This is a genomic window from Muricaecibacterium torontonense (assembly GCF_004793925.1).
GTDB lineage: Bacteria > Actinomycetota > Coriobacteriia > Coriobacteriales > Atopobiaceae > Leptogranulimonas > Leptogranulimonas caecicola.
Genome location: NZ_SRYE01000001.1, coordinates 299,733 through 320,063 on the forward strand (window position 1 = coordinate 299,733; position 20,331 = coordinate 320,063).

Annotated in this window: 16 protein-coding genes and 1 pseudogene; 9 read left to right on the plus strand and 8 right to left on the minus strand. The window is 47.7% G+C overall.

Annotated elements, in window-relative coordinates; all coding sequences use genetic code 11:
- Nucleotides 1-59: 59 nt before the first annotated feature.
- Complete coding sequence (locus E5334_RS01310; protein ID WP_136011795.1) at nt 60-608, minus strand: NUDIX hydrolase; 549 nt, start codon at nt 606-608, stop codon at nt 60-62.
- Nucleotides 609-617: 9 nt separating this feature from the next.
- Nucleotides 618-2,189: a hypothetical protein gene (locus E5334_RS01315; RefSeq protein WP_136011796.1), complete on the minus strand. Its 1,572-nt coding sequence runs from the start codon at nt 2,187-2,189 to the stop codon at nt 618-620.
- A gap of 240 nt (nt 2,190-2,429) precedes the next feature.
- On the opposite strand from E5334_RS01315, the gene rfbB reads away from it, so the two are divergent.
- The 6 genes and pseudogenes from rfbB (at nt 2,430) to E5334_RS01345 (ending at nt 8,990) form a co-directional block, all read left to right on the plus strand.
- Nucleotides 2,430-3,413 carry a dTDP-glucose 4,6-dehydratase gene (gene rfbB, locus E5334_RS01320; protein WP_136012136.1) on the plus strand — a complete coding sequence of 328 codons (984 nt, stop codon included), beginning with the start codon at nt 2,430-2,432 and terminating at the stop codon, nt 3,411-3,413.
- A gap of 127 nt (nt 3,414-3,540) precedes the next feature.
- Complete coding sequence (locus tag E5334_RS01325; protein WP_136011797.1) at nt 3,541-4,305, plus strand: DUF4422 domain-containing protein; 765 nt, start codon at nt 3,541-3,543, stop codon at nt 4,303-4,305.
- A 217-nt stretch (nt 4,306-4,522) separates the two neighbouring features.
- Nucleotides 4,523-5,452: pseudogene (locus E5334_RS01330) on the plus strand (acyltransferase family protein); the annotation flags it as partial.
- Between the two features lie 238 nt (nt 5,453-5,690).
- A complete protein-coding gene (locus E5334_RS01335; protein ID WP_167604244.1) occupies nt 5,691-6,710 on the plus strand; it encodes a glycosyltransferase family 2 protein in 1,020 nt (339 codons plus the stop codon).
- A complete protein-coding gene (locus E5334_RS01340) occupies nt 6,707-7,744 on the plus strand; it encodes a glycosyltransferase family 2 protein (protein ID WP_136011800.1) in 1,038 nt (345 codons plus the stop codon). Before E5334_RS01335 ends, E5334_RS01340 begins: the two co-directional genes overlap by 4 nt.
- Nucleotides 7,737-8,990: an O-antigen ligase family protein gene (locus E5334_RS01345; RefSeq protein ID WP_167604245.1), complete on the plus strand. Its 1,254-nt coding sequence runs from the start codon at nt 7,737-7,739 to the stop codon at nt 8,988-8,990. Before E5334_RS01340 ends, E5334_RS01345 begins: the two co-directional genes overlap by 8 nt.
- Before the next feature lie 81 nt (nt 8,991-9,071).
- On the opposite strand, the gene E5334_RS01350 is transcribed toward E5334_RS01345, so the two are convergent.
- From E5334_RS01350 to E5334_RS01375, 6 genes are all read right to left on the minus strand, one after another.
- Nucleotides 9,072-10,142 (minus strand): radical SAM family protein, encoded by a 1,071-nt coding sequence (locus tag E5334_RS01350; protein ID WP_136011802.1) that lies wholly within the window; start codon nt 10,140-10,142, stop codon nt 9,072-9,074.
- Between the two features lie 8 nt (nt 10,143-10,150).
- Nucleotides 10,151-11,677 (minus strand): MATE family efflux transporter, encoded by a 1,527-nt coding sequence (locus tag E5334_RS01355; protein ID WP_136011803.1) that lies wholly within the window; start codon nt 11,675-11,677, stop codon nt 10,151-10,153.
- Nucleotides 11,664-12,725, minus strand: coding sequence for a polysaccharide pyruvyl transferase family protein (locus E5334_RS01360; RefSeq protein ID WP_136011804.1), 1,062 nt, complete (start codon nt 12,723-12,725; stop codon nt 11,664-11,666). Before E5334_RS01360 ends, E5334_RS01355 begins: the two co-directional genes overlap by 14 nt.
- A gap of 5 nt (nt 12,726-12,730) precedes the next feature.
- Nucleotides 12,731-13,699: a glycosyltransferase family 2 protein gene (locus tag E5334_RS01365; RefSeq protein WP_136011805.1), complete on the minus strand. Its 969-nt coding sequence runs from the start codon at nt 13,697-13,699 to the stop codon at nt 12,731-12,733.
- A 183-nt stretch (nt 13,700-13,882) separates the two neighbouring features.
- The gene (locus E5334_RS01370; RefSeq protein ID WP_136011806.1) at nt 13,883-14,656 is read right to left on the minus strand and encodes a hypothetical protein; all 774 of its coding nucleotides are present in this window, start codon (nt 14,654-14,656) and stop codon (nt 13,883-13,885) included.
- Nucleotides 14,657-14,907: 251 nt separating this feature from the next.
- Nucleotides 14,908-15,675: a hypothetical protein gene (locus E5334_RS01375; protein ID WP_136011807.1), complete on the minus strand. Its 768-nt coding sequence runs from the start codon at nt 15,673-15,675 to the stop codon at nt 14,908-14,910.
- Nucleotides 15,676-16,222: 547 nt separating this feature from the next.
- Between E5334_RS01375 and E5334_RS01380 the strand changes: the two genes are divergently transcribed.
- From E5334_RS01380 to E5334_RS01395, 3 genes are all read left to right on the plus strand, one after another.
- Nucleotides 16,223-17,170, plus strand: coding sequence for a hypothetical protein (locus E5334_RS01380; RefSeq protein ID WP_136011808.1), 948 nt, complete (start codon nt 16,223-16,225; stop codon nt 17,168-17,170).
- Between the two features lie 273 nt (nt 17,171-17,443).
- On the plus strand, nt 17,444-19,417 hold the full coding sequence (locus tag E5334_RS01385) for a DUF4012 domain-containing protein (RefSeq protein ID WP_136011809.1): 1,974 nt from the start codon (nt 17,444-17,446) through the stop codon (nt 19,415-19,417).
- A gap of 433 nt (nt 19,418-19,850) precedes the next feature.
- Nucleotides 19,851-20,303 carry a type II toxin-antitoxin system VapC family toxin gene (locus tag E5334_RS01395; protein WP_167604246.1) on the plus strand — a complete coding sequence of 151 codons (453 nt, stop codon included), beginning with the start codon at nt 19,851-19,853 and terminating at the stop codon, nt 20,301-20,303.
- Nucleotides 20,304-20,331 lie beyond the last annotated feature (28 nt).

A 20,331-nucleotide genomic window follows, 5' to 3' on the forward strand; every position in this document is an offset into this window, starting at 1 on the left:
TTAAGAATGCTTGCTAGTTTTTTCGGCTGTATCACCAGCCTCGTTTTCGATCCCGGCTTCTAGCTCAGCTTCCATAGTTCCCATATTAGGAAGGCAGAGATTGTGAGAGCGTCTGAGACACAACCCTCTAAAACCAGTCGCTTGAACTCTTCGGGACTGGCCCAAGAAGTTGAAGAGAACTCGCCATCTCCCATATCGGAGGAGACAGGATAACTGACTCGGCAGGCCACGATGCAGACTTCGTCGCGGAGCAGTCCGGTATCCCCGTGAATTTTGGTCAGAAGCGTTGCCTCCTGAACCTCTAACCCAGTTTCTTCATAGAGCTCGCGTCTCGCGCAATCCTCCGGAGATTCTTCAGCCATGGCTCTTCCTCTGGGAAACTCTAGGCTTTCGCCTCTAAGGGCTGCCCTCCAGTGCTTCCCCAATAAAAGGCGGCCTGCATCGTCGAAAGCTACACAGACAGAGCCTTTGCCGGTTCCGCATTGGACGAATTGGGTGTCATAGACCAGGCCGTCCAAGCGAGTCACCTGGCTGGAAATCACTTGCAGGTGCATGGGTTGTCCAGAGGAGAAAAGAATCTTCTCCTGGGCTTTTTTGATAGGGGACACGAGCACTCCTTAGGAAATCATAAAGCTACCGGTGGCCTGCCTTGCCTCTCTATAGAGATCGATAATGCTCTTTATGTCATCGAAACTGCTTAGGATGAGTGCGCCCACCAAGGCGCCTAGTCCTACTAGATTTGTAGCCAAATCTGTAGATAAGACAAACGCAAAGACGGCGATGCCTAACGATCCGATAGATTCCCGCACTAAGTCACAAAAGGATCTGCAATTTATACCGTTATTAATCGCATAGGTTACATGGTAGGCTTTCTTGCTCTTTTCCTTGCTGTTGCTGGCTGGAACCTCCCACCAGAGCTTTATATCTTTTTGGTAGGTTACGCAGATTTGTCTGAACATGCCCGAAGGAATGGACTGAAGCGTACTGAGGATCCCTCCCAGATTACTTACGCGGACATTTCCGTCCTTTGTCTTATAGCGTTCAATCTCGTCTCTATGCTCCAATACGATCTCGGAGAAGTGCGCAAACACCTGCGAGTTTGAGTGAGGCGCCAAAGTAGAGGGACCCTCAATGCTTATGAGAGAGGAATGGTTTGCTTCAGCGATTGCCCGGCAGTAACAAAAATCGTACCAGTCAAAGATGAGCCGTTCATCATCAGGGCAGAAGGCAGCCGGATCCTCTGGGCATGGCGAGATTCCTAACTGGCTTCTTATATACGCTCGGGCCTTTGTTCGATTGCCAATATTGACGTCTTTTGAGTCCCACAACGACTGAATCGCCTCTTCGTCCTGGTGTGCATGGTTTTTGTACAGCTTGAAGTACGGATCAGAGATCTGCCTAAAACGGGCGGAGAAGTCAGGAAGCACACAAGACGAGGAGTGTCCTATTACTCCAGAGTCATAGGCATCCAGCCAGTCCTTGATGGCGAGGGTGTAGGCGGTCAAGTCAACGGGATTGAGTCCGGCTCTTTGCGCGATAAAACGGGAGCAACCCTTGGAAAACTCAGCATTATCCAAGTTGCAAATTTGGTCCCAGACAATGTTGCAGCGTTCTTGGCACGAGGCAGCATGGGCGGGCTTGGAGGTAGTAAAGATGCTCAGTGCGGACAGCTCAGGAAAAGGCTTGATGGTCGGAGTGTCTGAGATTCCAGTCTTATTACCCGAGGCTTCGGGTGTCCCAGTAGCTCCAGTCTTATGCGTTCCAGCACCGGGTATGCCCAAAAAACTTCCGTAAGCCTCTCTCAGCGTACTTTTATTGCGGCAGAGCACGGTAAGGGGAAGGGGTTCCTGTTCAGCTAGGCCCAGTAGCTCCCGGCATCCCCTAGGGCCCAAGGCGAGAAAAAAGACACCGTCCAAGAGGTTCGAGTCGGTCAGAAGAATAGTAGGGCTATAAAGAGATGCGGTGCGAAGGCAACCAGCGAAATACTTGATACGTGGAGCAGCAAGTTCGCAGAGGTTCGTATCTTTGCAGCTACCCTCCATAAGGGCATGGTGTAGGGCGTTTTCAGAGCTCCACATGTTGGAAGGAGCATACTGGCTGTTGTCCGCTGAGCAGCTGCGGCACTCATACCAATCCTTGGCTTGATGCACAGAATCAAAGTTTCTAACCATAGCGCGCTGCGAGTCCATTGGGCTTCCTTAGCAGAGAGTTTTTATGAACAGTCTTTTAAAAACTACTCCTTTAAATTAGACCCTTTGCGGTGATTTAACCAAGCGATACCTTCTCGAAGGAGTAACGCTTCATGTGAGACCGGACTCGGCCCGTGTGCAAGTAATATTAATTGGAGAGGCGCAAGCAACGCTATCAAGGCGTTTCTCTTAGCGTTAATACCAACAGGACAAGCCCCAAGGAGCCCATACGTGACCGCGATGCTCGCAACCGGCGGCGCCGGCTTTATAGGTTCAAACTTCATTCTACATGAGCTGGCCGCCCATCCAGACTTGCGTATCGTCAACGTGGATGCACTCACCTATGCAGGAAGTCTGGCGAATCTCGCATCCGTGGCACAGGACCCGCGCTACGCTTTCATCCAGGCCGATATTACCAACCAGGCCGCCATGTCCGCCGTTTTCACCCAGTACAACCCCAATGTTGTAGTCAACTTCGCTGCCGAAAGCCACGTCGACCGCTCCATCCAAACCCCTGAGCTCTTCGCTCACACCAACGTACTTGGCACGGTCACGCTCCTTGAGGCCGCTCGCCAACACTGGACTCACCAAGACCCTGCGCATCATCGCTTCATTCAGATCTCCACCGACGAGGTCTACGGCTCTCTTCCTCTCGATCGCCCTGACCTCCTCTTTACCGAGAAAAGCCCCCTCGCACCTCGCTCTCCCTACGCAGCTTCCAAGGCATCCGCCGACACCTTCGTTCTTTCTTACCGGGACACCTACGGCATGCCCGTCAACATCACTCGCTGCTCAAACAACTATGGGCCGCGCCAATATCCCGAGAAGCTCATCCCTCTCACCATCAGCCGCGCCCTTGCCCATCAACCGATCCCTATTTATGGCGATGGCAGCAATGTGCGTGACTGGATCCACGTCCACGACCATTGCCGAGCCATCGATGCCATCATTCAAAACGCTCTTCCTGGCGAGATCTACAACATTGGTGCCCGAGAAGAACACGCCAACATATCCCTCGTCACCACCATCCTCGACACACTTTCCAAGCTCACCAACGACCCAGAGATTTCTCCTCGCCTCATAGCCCATGTCACAGATCGCCCCGGCCACGACGCCCGTTACGGCCTAGATATCTCAAAGATCCAGCACGATCTCGACTGGCATCCTCAGATCCCCTTTTACCAAGGCCTTATCTCAACAATCTATGGGAATTTAGGCGCTTAAAAACGCCGCAGGTCTAGGTATTGTTCTTTTTGGATTCTGTAGAGATCAATCGAGGTCTTTCGTATTACATACGTTTGTAATTATGCTAGACAAGATATAAAGAACGTATCTAGCATTGGATTGACTCATGTCGACTCCTACAATCATCGTTGCAGCCCACAAGCCCTATTGGATGCCTGATGATCCGCTTTATCTTCCTGTGCAGGTGGGTGCTGCTGGAAAAGAATCCATCCCTCACTTCCAGCGCGATGATGAGGGTGACAATATCTCTACTGAGAACAACCACTACTGTGAACTCACTGGACTCTATTGGGCATGGAAGAACCTTGACGCTCCAGCAATCGGTCTTGCCCACTATCGCCGACACTTTGCAGGTTCTGGTGAAAAGGGAGTTCTTACTAGCTCAGAAGCCCAAGATCTTCTGGTGAAAGCTCCAGTAGTCCTCCCTAAAAAGCGCAAGTACTATATCGAGACTCTTGAGTCTCACTACGCCAATACCCTCGACGGAGCTCATATCGACTTTATTCGCGATGCACTTTCAGATGTCGCTCCCGACTACCTCGCCAACTTCAACCATCACATGAAGCAAACCGGTGGTCATATGTTCAATATGATGCTGATGCGTAAGGATCTCTTGGACGAGTATTGTTCTTGGCTTTTTCCTGTCCTCAAAACTGCCGAGAAACACCTCGATTACGGCCAGTTAAGTCCTTTTGAAGCTCGCGTGCCTGGCAGAATGAGCGAATATCTCCTCGATACTTGGCTTGAGAAGAACAGCGTTCCATTTATCGAAGCACCCCTTAAAAATATTGAACCTGTTAGCTGGATTAAAAAAGGTAGTTCATTTCTTGCCGCTAAATATAGCGGCAAGAAATACAAAGCGAGTTTCTAGAGCTGGGGGAAGGTGGCTACAAGGTGCTAAAAGCGTGGGGCGTAGAAAAAGGCACGGGAGGAGGTTGCCAAGGAGGGAGGATTTGGGGTCTTGATGCGCTCAAGGCGATTGCTATTTGCATGGTTATACCGCTACATACTGGTTTATTCCATACAGATTATATACAATATCCAACAATATATAATTTATTTAATATACATTTCGACTTGCTAGCGAGGGTGTCCCCCTCTTTTTCTTTGTTAATGGGCATCTTCTTCTAGGCTCTTCACCGTTCAATTTAGAAAAGCATGTACATAGGATTAAAAAGGTATTTCTACTATTAATAATATGGTCGATTTTATTAATAGTGATTCAAGCAGCTATTTTGCGTACTTCAATTACTCCAAGTGCATTTTTGGGCTATTTTCTAGGAACAAGACCCGGAGTTCAGTACACTGGAGTTCTTTGGTTTCTTCAAACTTTACTAGGTCTCTATATACTTTATCAATTTAACAAGTCTATGTTTGATGGAGACAAAGAAATAAAAAGAATAGCAACTGCTATTGTGGCTTTGACTGCAATTGCAGCTGCAATCATCGATCAAGTCGCTCCCGTTTTTGTCACATTGCTTTCAGAGAATTGGCAAGCTGCGCTGCAGGACATTGGTAGCAGGTTTGCAAGGATTAACCCCTTTGCAAATGTTAACGCAATTCTCTTTTTTGTAACCGGATGTCTTATAAGACGGCAGGAAATGAAGCCAGTCCAATTTAGCAAAATCAATTGGATATGCATAGGTTTTATTGCCTATGTTTTCGTTTTGGCTTGGGGCTACATCGCATCTGTGATAACGTGCCGGTTCATGGGGTCTGGATTACTTTGTACTGCCTTAGGTGGTCCACTGGTTGTAGTGGGGTGGTATGCCTTCACTACGGGGTCGGCGGCGAATATACGAGTTTGTTGGATCAAAAAATGTGTGGCCTCACTAGGTTCAGTCACTATGGGCATCTATCTTTTGCATGTACCCGTGCTTATTGCTCTTAGAAAATTGTGGACTCCTGGGCCGTTTGGTGAGCGGTTGTGCTTTACCGTTATAGTGCTGCTTTTAAGCTGGGGTCTCTCACTTATAATTAGAAAAGCACCGATGATAAATAGGTTGATACAAATTTAGTAAATTATAATCACAATGATAATACGGTAGCTTTGTTGATTGCCAAGTGTGTTGGGGATTTAGGTTCCAGCAAATCTGGTTTGGAAACAAGTATAAGAATAATAAATAATGATCCTAAGACTACAATCTAATCTGTTTGAAAAGATTATGATTGATAGGGGCATGAATAGATATCTGCTACCATGGTTGCAGTACTTCTCAGAGCAATGCTTTTGTAGTCGCGATAGGTGGTTTAAAATTGGCGGAAGAAGTGCAGAAAAATCCCCTCGTCTCTATTGTGGTTGCTTTTTATAACGTTGAATCTTGCGTTCACTACTGCATGAAGAGTTTAAGTAGTCAGTCTTTCGACGACTATGAAGTTGTCTGTGTTGATGACGGTTCAACAGATAACACAGGAAGACTTTTAGATCAGTACTCTTCTAATCCGCATGTCCGAGTTGTACATAAATCAAATGGCGGCCTTTCAGATGCCAGAAATTGTGGTGTGCTGCAGTCAAGGGGGAGATACATTACTTTTGTAGATGGCGATGATATTGTTGCTCCCCATTATTTATCATCACTTGTTGATGCAATGCAGGACAGAGGCGATCGTATGGTGATTGGCATTGAAGAGACGATGCCCTTTTCAGTCACTTCCGATCTAGATAAAGTGAAGTGGGGAGATCAACGCTCTCCGATTTTTTGTAGCAAAAGACAAGTTGTGGAAGAGATTTTATACGACCGAATTCACCCTACCGCTTGTGCAAAGCTAGCCCCTCGTGAAGTGTATCTAAGGCATCCATTTCCTGTTGGATGTTACTATGAAGAAATTAAAACTGTGATGGAATTCATTGATTCCCTTAATAGCTTTGTGGTTTTACCTACAGCGATTTATGGATACATAATGCGAAATGGCTCTATTACTTGGTCAACAAACGTATCAGTGAATCAACTCGAACAATATCAAAGTGCAGCAGAAACAATTACTTCTGATGCACTAAAAATGTACCCCGATCTTACTGAGGCTGCGCAGTATCAGAAAGCTTTGCTTTTTACTCGAATGCACTCCCAACTCCCTCTAGGAACAACGCTTTCGCAGGATGTAGAAGAAAAAGATATTGAGATCCGTACTGCTTTAAAGCAGTTAATGGGGGAAGTGAAGAAGAATAAGAACATCCCCATTGTCAATAAGTGGCGTATGCAACTTCTTGTAAATGCACCCCATTTATATGACGCGATATATGCAATATATCGAAAGAAAATAAAAGGTGTGCAATGAATGTAAATGAGCCTACTTTGAGCATTGTAATTGCTGCATATAATGCCGAAAAGGTTATTTCCAGGTGCCTCGATTCTCTTGATGGTGATTTCGAGGGCGAACTCGAGATTGTAGTGGTCGACGATGGATCTTCTGACACCACCTCATCGATTGTTCGTAGATATGCCACTACCAATAAGTCAATACGATTGATTAATCAAGAGAATAAGGGAGTGGACTTAGCTCGCGGCCTTGGAATAAAAAGCGCTCTCGGAGAATATGTTCTCTGTGTTGATGCAGATGATTTTTTATTGGCTGGAGCAATAAAGAAGATACTTGAGTATATCCAGACGAACTCTGATATTGATGCGATTTGGTTTCAGTATTGCACGGATTCCACGAATCCAATGAGTGAGGACAAGGGCATTAATACTTTGACAAAAGTGGGGCTCTATGAAGGGCCTGATTTGGCTCAGGTACGATCGAAAATATTTCAAGGTCTTAGCAATTCTCTCTGGAATAAAGTATTACGCAAGGCGGCTTTGACTGACTTCGGCATAATGCCTAGGGCACGGTATTTTGGAGAGGACCTTTCGCGTCTCCTTCTTGCGCTCCCAACAATTGATAGTTGTTTAGTGAGTGACGATGTGCTTTATTGCTACGTTGTAACTGGAGATAGTTGCTCCAAACAGTACAAATCGAAGTATTTGAGCGATATTAATGCTGTGAGTGATCAACTTATCCGGGTAGCTCAAAAAGATGGAGCTGAAGGTGTATGTGCTGCCGGAAATGGAATCTTGGCTCAGTATTACAACTTATTTGTTCTTGCTTTTAATAAGCACGATAAGAAGCTTTTTAAAAAGATCATGATAGACGCGAAAAATGCTCTAATACAGGCTAATTTACCAAAAGAATTTATACCCTATAGTTGGAAGTTAAGGCTAATGTATGCGTTTATAATGCGAGAAAAAACAGCAGGGATTAAATGGCTGGTATTCTCGATTGAATCCATTAGGACTCTGTCTGCCCACGTTTATGGAGTTGCTAATGGCTAAAGGTATAATAGAAAGTATGAATAAAAATATAAATACTCTGTTAGATAATCAAATTCTTGGCCCTGTTTTAGTGCTGTTGTTCTTTATGCCTCAAGAATACGCGATAGGCGTAGTGGCTTTTAAAATATGGCAATATGTGCAAATGAGCGTATTTGTTCTCACACTATTTGCAATAGTATTAAAAAATAAAATCACCAAGCGGTGGCTGTTCTTCTGTGGCTTCTATTTATGCTTCTATCTTGTATCGTCTGTAGTTAATAGCACGTTTGCTGTATTAAGTTCAAATATATATGAATGTGCGAAAGGCATAGCTTTCATAAGTGTTTGTGAGCTGTATTATCAGCGGTCTCCAAAACTCCTATTGCGCAACGTTGCGATTGGAGGAGGGCTTATATGCTTGTTTCACATTCTGTCTGTTGCTGGGGTCTTGCTTCATCTAATTCCCCGATTTACTCCTGCAGCGATTGGTAACTATTCTGCGACAGGAATTAACTACTACTTTTTAACGTATGATAATGAGTCCGTATTATATTTATTGCCAGCAATAGTTGCACTTGTATTATTTGGCTGGGCATATTCTAGACTATATCTGATATTGGGAATTTGCCTGCTATCAGTTTCAGTAGTTGAATTTGTGGCACTTGATACCGTTACTGCATTAGTAAGTATGGGCATTAGTGTGGTGGGGATGGGCATTGCGCTTGTAGTCGGTAAATTAGTGAACTTCAACACTCGAATACCGTATAAAAGATTATATACACTTACAGTGACCATCATGCTTGCTCTTTGCGTTGTTATTGTTATTGGGGTGTCTAGCGGAGCTTTCGCCAAAGTCGCCATTCTTTTAGGAAAGGACGGAAACTTTAGTGGAAGGGCGGAGATATGGAATAGTGCAATTGAAAGTGTGAAGTTGCATCCTATATTTGGTCGCGGGCGAGAAGGTTTTGAGATTACGAGATTGGTGATAGGACAAACGCACGTACATAATATAATATTGGAGATATTATATACAGGAGGCATCTTATCTTTAGCTCTTTATGTGGGAGGAATACTAAGCTGTGTTTCGGAGTTAAATACAGTCAAACCTGAAATTACTGCATTTGTGTACGCACTCAGTGCCGTTGTTGCCTTCTTTGTTGCAGCATATATGGATTGGTACCCCTCGATTCCGGTTACCTTGTTTCTCTTTTATGCACCAGTCCTAGTACCAAATACCATCAAGCCCATAGATATTAGCAACAAATAATATACAGTTGGCTGCAGGAACATCATAGATACTCCTGCAGCCAGTAGACTTTTATTAATAGGAACAAAATATATGATTAGTTTATGAGAGTTTTGATTTAAGCTGCTTTGCTTTTTCGTAAACGTCCGTCTTTAAAATATCAAAGCGCTGTGCTGTGGGAGGGGGCAATAAATTAGAAACTTGAAGCTTTGTATTGAAAGCTGCTTTTAGATCTGGCTGTAGCCAGTGAGTTCCATCGGCACACTTTCTATCACGAATATCTCCATAACAAACAGGTGTGAGGTCAGCAATAGTGCCAAGGGTTAATAGGGCGTGCCCGTTATAGCAATGGGGAAGTAGGCATCGTCCGATTGGTTTTTCGGGAAGAGGCTTATCTGGGTTGGCGAAAATATTGCCAACCGATACTCCACAATAGCATTGGCGTGTATTTCCAGTAGACATATCTACCATGTAAGACCAGGCTCCAGCATTACAGAAACCTGTCTGACGGACTCCGAAAATTGAAGATTTAAATCGCCAAAAGCTAGAATCAAATGTGGACCAGATGGCGTTGTATTTTTCGATACTCAGGTTGGTTAGCATCTCAATGCCAGAAGTCGCATCATCCCTTGCGATTGTGAGATGAGGTAAAGCTCCAAAATTTGAAATGCAGTATTCCTTAACTTCCTCGATATATGGGATAAGCTCGTCTGTAGGAGTAATCTCTACTGTAATGGAAGCTCCTGAATGACGTGCTGCATTAACATTGCGAGCAAACTTATCAAGCATGCCTCGCTCTTTCAGCTGCAGGTAGTGAAGCGAGCACTTGAATTCAATATGAGAGAGAGTATCTTTTTCCAAGTTGAGTATTTGATCGAGCTTCTTTGTAATGGTCATATTGGATACTATTTCGATCCAATGGCCTTCAAGAGCAAGCTTCCTAACGTACTCTTCGATATTTGGAAGTAAGAGAGTCTCTCCGTCTGCGCACAGGTTAAAAAATGATGGGCCACCGACACGTTCCATTCTCATTGCATAAGCAACTTGGTCGGGATCGTATTCCATCGCCGGAATAATACCTTCGTACTGCGAGTCTCTTTGAGCAAGGTAGCAATAATGACAACGAAGATTGCAAACAGATAATGGGATGCCGAAGAAAAATAACTTTTTCATAATGCTTCCTAACGGTGAAGTTTTCTGAATATAGCTGCAAATAGGTGCTGACGTTCGGTTTTAGAAAAAGTAATGAAGATAACAATTAGCCAGCAGATAATACATGACAATACGGCGACTACGAGAAGCATAAGCCAAGTACTGGGATACAAAAAACTAGCGATACCGGCAGTGATGGTCCAAGTGAAGGCGCAGCATCCCACCGATTTGCAAGCCTCGAAGTAAAAGAACTTTACGGGTGTGTCTAGCAGCTGTGCGATATATGGTGCTACTACTACGCAGTTGCGGATTATTCCAATAACAGAACTCGTTCCTGCGATAGCAAGAAGACCGAGATCGGTAAATTCAAGTAGGAGCAAGACAATAAGTACGTTAAGCGCGCTACCTACAACAAATGCAACAGAGTTCACCGTAAGATGATTGGTAGCTGTAAAAACATTATAAAGAGTCTGAAGACCCGCCCAAGGGATATAGTTCATGATCGAAAGAAAAGAAAGAGTTGCAAGAAGGTTTGCATCCAAAGATGGCACCCAAAGCAAATAAAACGGTACGGCAAGACAGCAGAACACGGCAATAGGCACGGACAAAATTAAGTTCGATAATTTAATATCACGCCAGAGACGAGCAAGCATCCCGCTGGTGCCCTCTTTGGCATAATCAATGACTAGCTCCGGCTCTAGATTACTATTAAGTGTGCTTGCAAGAGTAATAATTGCGGTTGGAACGGTTTTTGCAATTGAGAGAGTGCCCATTGGACCTGCTCCCACAAACCAGTTGGCAAATAGGAGATCTAGGCCTGTGGTGAGAACGTTCCCTGCTTGATTTACGGTATTCCAAATGCCAGAAGAGGTAAGCATTTCTATAAAGAAAAAAGAAAAGTCGTTAAACTTGAATGTAATTTTGGGAATTAGTATCCGCTTGAAGCAATAGCAGATGGGGACGCTAATTAGCGACAAAGTGAGAGCGATCAGCGACACATAATGGATCTGGGGCTCAAAGACAGAGTAGGCAAAAAGAAGAAATACAGCATTTAGGACATTGCGTCCTAAATTGATCATGTTCTGAATGTAGAGCTTATTTGTGACGAACATGGCACTGCAGAACAGTGAGACAAAGAGGTTCACGCCAAAGTTTACGAATACAAAGGAAAACAGGAGCTGAACATCTTGGAGATCAGCATTGCCAAGATCGACAATCTGCTGAACATTTGCCACAACAGCTGCTGCAACAGGAAGGAAAACTAGACATAAGACTGTATTGCATACTACGAGAGTAGAGTAATAGGCAGTGGCTTCTTTTTTATTGCCGCGATGGTAGGCAGCGGCAATAAAGCGTGAGCCCATTGAGTTGAAAGCTAAGGTAATCAACGACGCATAGGATACAAAATTGTTCGCAAGTTGGCTAAAGCCGGTCGCTGCTTCACCTACCGTGGCAACCAAGTATGAGGATAAGACGAAGCTAATTCCCATTTGAACCACGAGAGTGACGATCGCTGAGGCAACATTGAAGGCCGTAGCGACCTTACTTGATTGCATCAAGGATCACCTGCTTGATTGACTCATAATAAGGTGCGCGCTGGCCACGACAATAAGTTAGGGGGCCGACTTCAAGAATATCTTGAATAGCCTGCTTGGCCTCGAATGCCGAAGTAGCAACCTTGATATTCGGTATGTCAGAAAGCCAAGAGGCTCCTTCTTGAACTTTATGGCTTACGTTGTCTAATGCGACACAAGGTGTCCCGGTGATAGCAGAAAAAATCATTCCGTGAAGACGGTCTGTAACGACCAGTTTCGCGGAGGCAAACTCATTCCACTTCGCCTGTAGCTCTTCGGGGCGCCTGGCGCGACCAATGAATTGAGTTGCAGAAAGAGTTGAAGTGTTATGAACTAAAGAAAGTTTGTCTCTTAGAAAGCACTCAAGGGTCTCTGCATCTTTAGGTTCAAGAACGCGCTCTTTGTCAGATCTTAAGCAGAGTAATGCGCCGCTCCTCTCATGGTATAGATCGTCTAACTCTAGGTAGGGAACTATATCGGGGACAAGATAATTTGTAGTTTGAGGAGATAGTACTTTAATAAGTTTATAAGTAGGTTGATCCCTAGAATAGAAGACTATATTAGGATTCTCGGAGAACACCTGTGCTGTTTCTTCTTGAGTGATTCGTCCAAGAGGAGTGTCTTCGTAATAAGCGGTTTGAGGAAACATGACTATATGATTGTTCTTAAACTTGTTAAGGATAGTATTGATAAAGGTATTTTCTTCAGGCCAAAGAGTGCCTAAGTTACCTCCTCCATCAATAATAATGAGGTCATGAGGACGGACTAGATGGTCAATGTGACCATGAAAACGTTCATAGGTGGTTCTAGGGATCTCAAAGGCAATGTCATTAAGACCTGCATCTGATAGCAGCTGCTCCTGCGCATAGACGATAGCCTGATCGCCGAGGTTCGAATGGGTTGGGGTGCCCATAACAATGACCGAAGAAGAGTGATGCTTCTGGTGAGAGGCAAATGCTGGCACAACAGAGGCTAAGGAAGTGCGGCGGTGTACTGCCCCTATGTAGTGAGTAAATGGCTTGAGTTTCATGATAGCTAATGGATCGCTTTCTTGATGCTTGTGAAAAGATTTGGGGCGTGGCGGAACAAATTAGTTGCAAGAATATTTTTAAAAGAGCGCGAGGGCTTAAACGATGAAGTCAGGTAATCGTATCTGGCATCCCAGCAATCTTTTAGATACTTGAGGCGTTTTTGGTTAATGGTTGGGTCTGGATCTGATGCATATTGAGCTTCAGATAACGGGGCTTTCGCGATAGAGAGAGCCTCCCAGGCCGGTGCAAACCAATGTTTATCCGTGAGATAGTCAATGCGCTTTAAAAGTGCTTCAGAGGCGTCAAGATAGTTCACAACCGTTTTTGCATGGGTTATCGATTGAGGGTTCTGAGCGTAGTAATAATCATCTATCGCTACAGTTGCAATACGAGAGCATTGAGCTGCAAGACGATGAATGATGTATTCGTCTTCATGGAGTTTCCCCACATCGAATCTTTCGTGGGAAAACAACTCTCTTTTATAGAGCTTTCCCCAGGCAACGATAAACTCAACAGAATCTGCGTGGCCCATAGCTCGATCCCAGAATTGTTCCTCATCAATAAGCTCAGATGGTGCGCATATACGGGAAAGAGACTGACCTTCTGGATCTGTAAAAGTAAATCCACCGATAGTCATGTCAGCCTGAGTGGCAGATTGCCGATCGACGAGCTGCTCGATTTCTTGTGATCCAATGAAGTCATCGGAGTCTAGGAAAAAAAGAAAATCGCCCGTGGAATTATCGATGCCTGTGTTGCGAGCACCGGATAAGCCTGCGTTGGGCTGATGGATTACTATGCAGCGAGAATCACTTTTTGCGATTTGTTGGGCGATAGCAAGCGTATCGTCTTTTGACCCGTCGTCAATAACCAGTACTTCGAGGTTACTGTATGTCTGTTTAAAAACAGATTCAAGGCATCTCGGCAAAAAGGTGGCTACGTTGTAAGCGGGGATTATTATTGATACCTTATGCATCAATGTGGGCTCTCCAGGTAACTCTAGCCATTAAGGGCATTTTGGAAGTTGAGTGCGAGATCAATAAAGGGCACTTCTTACAACCTTATGGCATTGTTGCTTATTCACATACTTGTTGTTGCTCTTTTAGAAAGATTCTTGAAGAGAACATGCATGCGAACTCGTTGTGAAATAAGAGGAGGGCTATTGCAGCGGAAATCTAAAAGGGACGTTGTGATCTCTGCTATACAGACAAAGATCTTCGAGCCATGAGATATTTTGATTGAGACCTTTCCCGTCATATAGTTGCCATTCATGAGTAAAGAAAATCAGTCGTTTATCAGCAACTTCAGGCGCATTTTGGGAGTAAAGTCTCTCTATTTCTGTGTAAACAGAAGCTGCTTGAGGGACTCTATATTCATATTCAGAGAAAAATGAGAGCGAGAACCATTCCCCACGCATGTCCGTTGAAAAGAATTGGAGGCTGGTCGATTGGTCTGTGAGTTCCCCGTTGTTGTGCAGCTGTGAAAGCTGCTCTTTATTGAGGAAATAGCTGGGGCGAGTAGCAGCGTCTGCGGTGAGAAGGCCGCAGGCGCCATAGGGTGCATCTTTCATTCCTAGTAATGCCTCTTTGGATCCATTAAAACGGTCTAGGCGTACTACTCGATCAAGAGACCCGATGTTCCCAGTAAGGTCTTGAACGGCTTTAGAAAAGCTAATCCAATCTTGTTTCCCTTGATCGTATGTGGCGTTGGAGTAGCCTCGGGTTGTATCGGGCGCATGCAGGCCGAATTTGAGCCAATCGGAAGTGTTGGCAAAGTCATGTTGGTAGGACGTGCCTATATCTTTTATGTCAGACAAATAGCAGTACAAGCTAAATTTAGCTCCGTACTGTTCGTGAAGTCTTTTTATGTACGCAAAAAATGGTTCGTCAAATGCGTTGGTATACTTGGTTTTATTTGTTTTGAGATTAGACAAAGAAAGGCTTACGTCGTCAATAGATGCATGTATTGATGATGTGTCAGCTTGTGTAGTGCACAAAACAACGCTCGCACCAATTATTAGAACAAGAGTTATGAGAAGCAATCGGGGGGGGGTCTTCATTTTGAGAGTCAACTGAGACCACACAATGCGACGGAGTGATTCATATTATATGATGCCTTATATATCGCGATCTTTGTTGGAGCTTAAATAACATAATGCGAATGATGTAAAAAGACAACCGAAGGTTACTGTGTGCGGGTGTATTCGTACTCGCCTAAAAGCACATTGTCGGAATAGAGATTGACATGAGCCTGCTCGATGGTAGGGCTTACGTCAAAACCTACGGCAGCGAGAACGTGACATAGCTCTGGAGTGAATTGATCTATCAAGATCGAAAGATCCTTCTTAGGTATTGGCTTGGTGCGGAGCCATCCTGCTTTGAGGGTGGAAGGACGCTCTTGGGGGAAGGTTTTCTCGGGATCGAAAGAGGCCATGATCGTGAGTGTGGGGGCTTCGAAGGAGAGCTGGAGGGAAAGCTCTAAGGGAAGGTTGAGCTCGCTAAGGCTTTGAATAATTTTCTCGGTAACGTAGTTGGGGTCGCCTTCCAAGGCTTTTGTGAGCCAGTCCATGGCAGATTCGCGGGCAGATTCAAGGGATTGAGCGCGCTCAGTTTGGGCGGCAAGGAAGGCATCGCGTCGGACTTCCCATTCTTGGCGGGCAGCGACGACTCGGTCTTGAGCGCGCTGGGCGATGAATTCCAGGCGCAGCTGCTTGGTATTCCAAAAAGCGAGGGGATTCACGGCAGTGCGAGCTTCCTGGCCGAGTTCTTGGGCGATGGCGTCTAGGGAGGGTTCGGGCTCGTTGAAGGGTTCGGGGTCTACGTGCCAGCTTTGAACGTCGACAAGGTTACTCTCATACCAAGCGAGATCTTGGGGAGTGGGGGCGAGGTCGCCAATGGAAGTAAGGGTGTCAAGGCGGGATTCGAAGTCCTGTGCTGCTTGTGCCGCTGCCACTTTTGCCTGAGTACGGGTCTTGGAGACGGCGTTTTTGTACTCGCGCGTGCCTTTGATGGCCAGGAGGAGGTCGGCTTCGGCGAGGGAGTCGCCAATGGTTCCAGTGGTGTCCTGGATGACTTCTTTTCCGCCGGTAGTTACGGTGACTTGTGCGGTTGGATGGTTGCCGGCAAGTGAACGCCAATGATTAAGAGCCTCCAGCTGGCGCTGAGTGGTCTTGGGATCTTCGTGCCCAGATGCGGGTGGGATAATGCTTTGGCTAAAGCTGGTGTGTGGAGTGATTTGTTGAGGTGCAGGATTCGACCCAATGGTGGTCCATTTTGGGCGTGAGCTCGTTGTTTGAGGTTTGATTGTCTTCGAATCTATGAGGGCTCCAGGTTGAGTGTGAGTGCGAGCTGATGGGCTGGTTGTAGCGAGGTTGGCTGCGTGCAGTCAACCTTTGGTGCGGATAGCTCGGGTTAATGAGTATCTTATAGAGTATATTCTGATAGTAAATTGTTATTGAACTTATAGATGTTTATGAATTTGTAAACCTGTGGAGGCAACCATGGGATTGAATCTATGGCAGACCGTAAAGTCCTTGGTCATGAGGAACGCTACAGAGGCTTTTGATGAGGCGGAGTTCGAGCAGGATTCTATGCTGGAGCTGGATGATGATGTGCGCACCGTAATCATCACTGCTATGGAACATGCCAAGGGATTTAGTCCCAAGGTGATCGCAAGCTGGGCGTTGGGTGGAGTTCTGGCATTGTCAGTGATTACCAGTGCATTTGCTGGTGGTTTACCCGCAACGCCTCCCAATGCCCCAGAACCACCTTCGCCAGTTCCGGTTGCCCAGGCAGCTCCTGAGTCAGAGGAGGAGCCACAGGCTTCGGACGTGAGGGTGTCTGTGGTGGTACCCGAGCAGTGGCCCATGGAGGATGCTGAAGCTGCTTCGGTTGTAGTGGAAGTCACGGGCACTGCTGACGATGGCGAAAAAGTGGCTCAGAGTGTATCGGTGGTGCCGGGGTCCTCGCGCACGCTGATCTTAGAGCCTGGGGCCTATTCTGTGGCAGCTAAAACATCGGAGGTCACCCTTGCTGACATGGTGTTTGTGGCCAGCGGGCAAACGCTGGCGGTGGATGGCTCGGGCGACGATCTGTCTGCCACGGTAGCCTTTGTGCTGGATGATGCGAAGACCCAGGAAATCGCAGATGTCAAGGCAGAAGCACAGCGTGCATCCGAAGAGGAAGCGGCGCGCCAAGCCGAAGCTGAACGCCAGGCCGAAGTTGAGCGTCAAGCTGCTGAGGCGGAGGCGGCGCAACAGGCTGAGGCTGCAGCGGTAGAGGCTCAGCGCAACGAGCAGACGGTGTATATCACGGACACAGGATCGAAGTATCACAACGCCGGCTGTCGACATCTGAAGGAGAGTAGGCACGCAATTTCGCTCTCGGAGGCTCAGGCGCGAGGTTACGAACCCTGCAAACACCGTCAACCCTGCAGGCATTGTCATTAGAGAGCGAGAGTGAACTTACAGCTACGGAGGTCGGGTTTCTCGGCAGGAGCTGCTGGGATAGATTGATGCTGTTTCTGATTGTCTTTTTAATTGCGGACCCGGATAGTTTACTGCAGGAGATTGGGTTTTGTTGGAGTCGCTCCGTAAGGGGTAGAAACCGTTCATTAATCTATCCATATAGTGGTAGATTGGCTGTCGGGCTTTTTCTTACGGCCCAAGCGTGTCTGATTTCTGACTGCCACCTTCGGCTGCAGCCTACCTTTAGGAGTTCTTTTGTCTGCCAAGCACATGGCCTCCGGCTCTTCTCGTCCCAGCTATCGTCCCAAAGGCGATTCTCCCTATCGCGCATCTCATAGTCGTTCCGCTGGATCGGTTGGCAATGCCCCGCAAGGGGCTTCGCCCTACACACAGCCCTATCAGCCTACGGCCTCTCGGTACTCTGGCGATGCGGCTTCCTATGTGAAGTCGCGCAAGGGCGCTGGGGCGCCAGGCAAGCCTGTTCGCAGGGGGCCTCGCTGGTGGCAGATCCTGCTCATTGTGCTAACAGTGCTGGTAGTTGTGGGAGGTACCTGCGGCTTCTTTATGTATGAGGACTTGAAGGCTATCAAGTCTGAGGCGCAGAATGCCAAGCAGGAACTTGCTGTGTATAAAGATGCGTTGATGAATGGTAAGTCGGATGAGCTATCTAGCTCGGCAGCTTCGCTGGCTCAGAGCACTCAGACCATGGCAGATCGTCTGTCGAGCCCTCTGTGGACCGTGGCTGAGATCGTGCCGGTTTATGGCCAAGATGTGCGTCAGGGACGCGAGCTAGTGGGCGTTGCCAACGACTTTATGCACAACGGCTTGCTGCCCTTCTCCAATGACCTTAATGGCGTGTCCATCAAGTCGCTGGTGAAGGACGGCGGCCAGGTGGATATCCCCATCCTGCAGAAGGTCGTCAATGCGGTACTTGCGATCAAGGTTCCTCTCACGGATACCATCCATAAGATTCAGTCGCTGGAGCCGTTCCATATTCAGAAGATCAATGACGTGCTTGAGGGCGCTCAGTCCATGCTTTCCCAGGCGAGCGACTTGTTGGATGAGGCAGACGATGTGTTGCCCCAGCTTCCTGTGATGCTGGGTGCTGATGGGCAGACCAAGACCTACCTGGTGGTGGCTCTCAACAACGTGGAGACTCGTTCTTCCGGTGGCTTCCCCGGAGCCTGGGGCACCATGACGGTGACGGACGGCAAGATTGCTCTTAATGGTGACTTTGCTTCGTTGCAGAATGCCCGTCAGGATGCTGGCACTGGGTTTACTCCCACAGATGAAGAATCTGCTGCCTTTGATATGGGTAGTGCTGCGTTTAATCCTGGCTCGGCCATGATGACACCGCAGTTCCCGCGTGCCGCAGAGGCTGCCGCTCAAAGCTGGCTGGCATTTAAGAATCAGGCGGTCAATGGCGTGGTGGCTGTTGACCCCGTGTTTTTGCAGTCGCTGCTGGCGGTGACAGGGCAGTCGGTGGATGTGAATGGCATCCATGTGGACGGTTCTAACTCTGCCACTGTGCTTATGCATGACACCTATTGGAACATTCCGGTGGATGCGCAGGATGCGTTCTTCTCGGGCGTCGCCGGCGCATCGTTCCAGGCCATTTTCGCAGGCCTTGGCCATGCCGACAGCGGCGACCTGGCCAAGACCATCTTGGACGGTGCTCTGACTCGCAACTTCCAGGTGTGGATGGCTGATCCTGATCAAGAGGCGGCCATTGACGCTCTGGGCTTCTCGGGCAAATTGGAGGCCGATCCTGCAAAACCTGTGCTGGGCACCTATACCAACGACTACACCTGGTCCAAGATGGACTGGTATCTGAACATGAACACCCAGGTGGGCGAGGGTGTGAAGAACGCTGACGGCTCGACGAGCTATCCGGTGACCACCACCGTTACCAACGCTATGACGCCTGAGGAGGCTGCGACTGCCCCTTACTATGTCTATGGCGGCAATCCAGACAAGCGTAGTCAGGGTGACATGCTTACGCATCTGTACCTGCTTGCACCCGCGGGGGGTTATATCTCCGATATCCAAGGCCAGGGAGGGGTCTTCTCGGTAGCGCAGCACTCGGTGTACGGATACGACGAGTGGACCTGCTCGCTGCAGGAGAATCCCCAGGAGACCACTACCATCACCTACACGGTAACCACGTCTCCTGAGGCTACGCAGCCTCTCACGGTGAGCCGCACTCCGGCTGCCAGGAGCTTCTCTTAGCGGTAGGATGGGATTGAGATAGTCAGACGCGCCCAGGTTTCCTTGGAAGTCGGGGCGCTTTTTTGTGGCTCGCGAGGTGGAGGCGGGTATGTAATACGTGCTACACTTCTTCCAATTTAGGAATGGGAGGAGTCTATGGCGACTATCAGTGCGCGGGTCCCTGATGAGATAAAGCGGCAAGGAGTGGACGCACTGCGGGCTAAAGGGGCCACGGTAAGCGATTTGGTCAATGCAGCCTTTAATCATCTGATTCAAACAGGGGAGCTCCCAGGGGAGGGGGCTTCTGAGGCGGTGGCGGTCTTGCCGCGAGGGCCTCGCGGGTTGGATGGGGCGCAGATGCAGGAGCTGCGCCGGTCTCTAGCGGCGACCACTTTTGAGGGAGTGCATCTGGAAGGGTTGGATGTTAGGCGCGCGCTGGCAGAGGGGAGGCGCCGTGACTACGAGGCTCTTTCTTGATACCTGTGTGCTGGTGGACTACTTTGCCAAAAGAGAGCCGTTTTTTGATGCCACGGTGAAGCTGCGGGTGGCTCAGATGTTGGGCGACGTGCAGCTCTGGTGCAGTGCTAAGTCTTTTACGGATGTGTTCTATATCGTGGCTTGCGAGGTGGGCAGCGAGGATCTCCAGCGGGCATTTTACGAAAGCTTGGATTTTTTGCATGTGGCATCGGTGGATGCGGGGTGCATTAGAGAAGCATGCGTCTGGGGCTGGGAGGATTTCGAAGACTGCTTGGTGGCGCTGACTGCCAAGGAGTGCAGGGCTGACGTGCTGCTCACACGGGATGCTTCAGGATTTGAAAAGTCTCCTGTGCCGGTGATGACGCCTCGGGAGTATCTGGAGCGGCTGCAGGAAGAGCAGGGGATTTGGTACGTCACTGAGACGCTTTAGCCTGCTTGTAGTCTTTTCAGTTCTTCCT

What these genes read in the sequence shown, in the direction of transcription:
- E5334_RS01315 (WP_136011796.1), bottom strand. Translation starts at nt 2,189, where the DNA reads ATGGACTCGCAGCGCGCTATGGTTAGAAACTTTGATTCTGTGCATCAA.
- rfbB (WP_136012136.1), top strand. Translation starts at nt 2,430, where the DNA reads ATGCTCGCAACCGGCGGCGCCGGCTTTATAGGTTCAAACTTCATTCTA.
- E5334_RS01325 (WP_136011797.1), top strand. Translation starts at nt 3,541, where the DNA reads ATGTCGACTCCTACAATCATCGTTGCAGCCCACAAGCCCTATTGGATG.
- E5334_RS01340 (WP_136011800.1), top strand. Translation starts at nt 6,707, where the DNA reads ATGAATGTAAATGAGCCTACTTTGAGCATTGTAATTGCTGCATATAAT.
- E5334_RS01345 (WP_167604245.1), top strand. Translation starts at nt 7,737, where the DNA reads ATGGCTAAAGGTATAATAGAAAGTATGAATAAAAATATAAATACTCTG.
- E5334_RS01350 (WP_136011802.1), bottom strand. Translation starts at nt 10,142, where the DNA reads ATGAAAAAGTTATTTTTCTTCGGCATCCCATTATCTGTTTGCAATCTT.
- E5334_RS01355 (WP_136011803.1), bottom strand. Translation starts at nt 11,677, where the DNA reads ATGCAATCAAGTAAGGTCGCTACGGCCTTCAATGTTGCCTCAGCGATC.
- E5334_RS01360 (WP_136011804.1), bottom strand. Translation starts at nt 12,725, where the DNA reads ATGAAACTCAAGCCATTTACTCACTACATAGGGGCAGTACACCGCCGC.
- E5334_RS01365 (WP_136011805.1), bottom strand. Translation starts at nt 13,699, where the DNA reads ATGCATAAGGTATCAATAATAATCCCCGCTTACAACGTAGCCACCTTT.
- E5334_RS01380 (WP_136011808.1), top strand. Translation starts at nt 16,223, where the DNA reads ATGGGATTGAATCTATGGCAGACCGTAAAGTCCTTGGTCATGAGGAAC.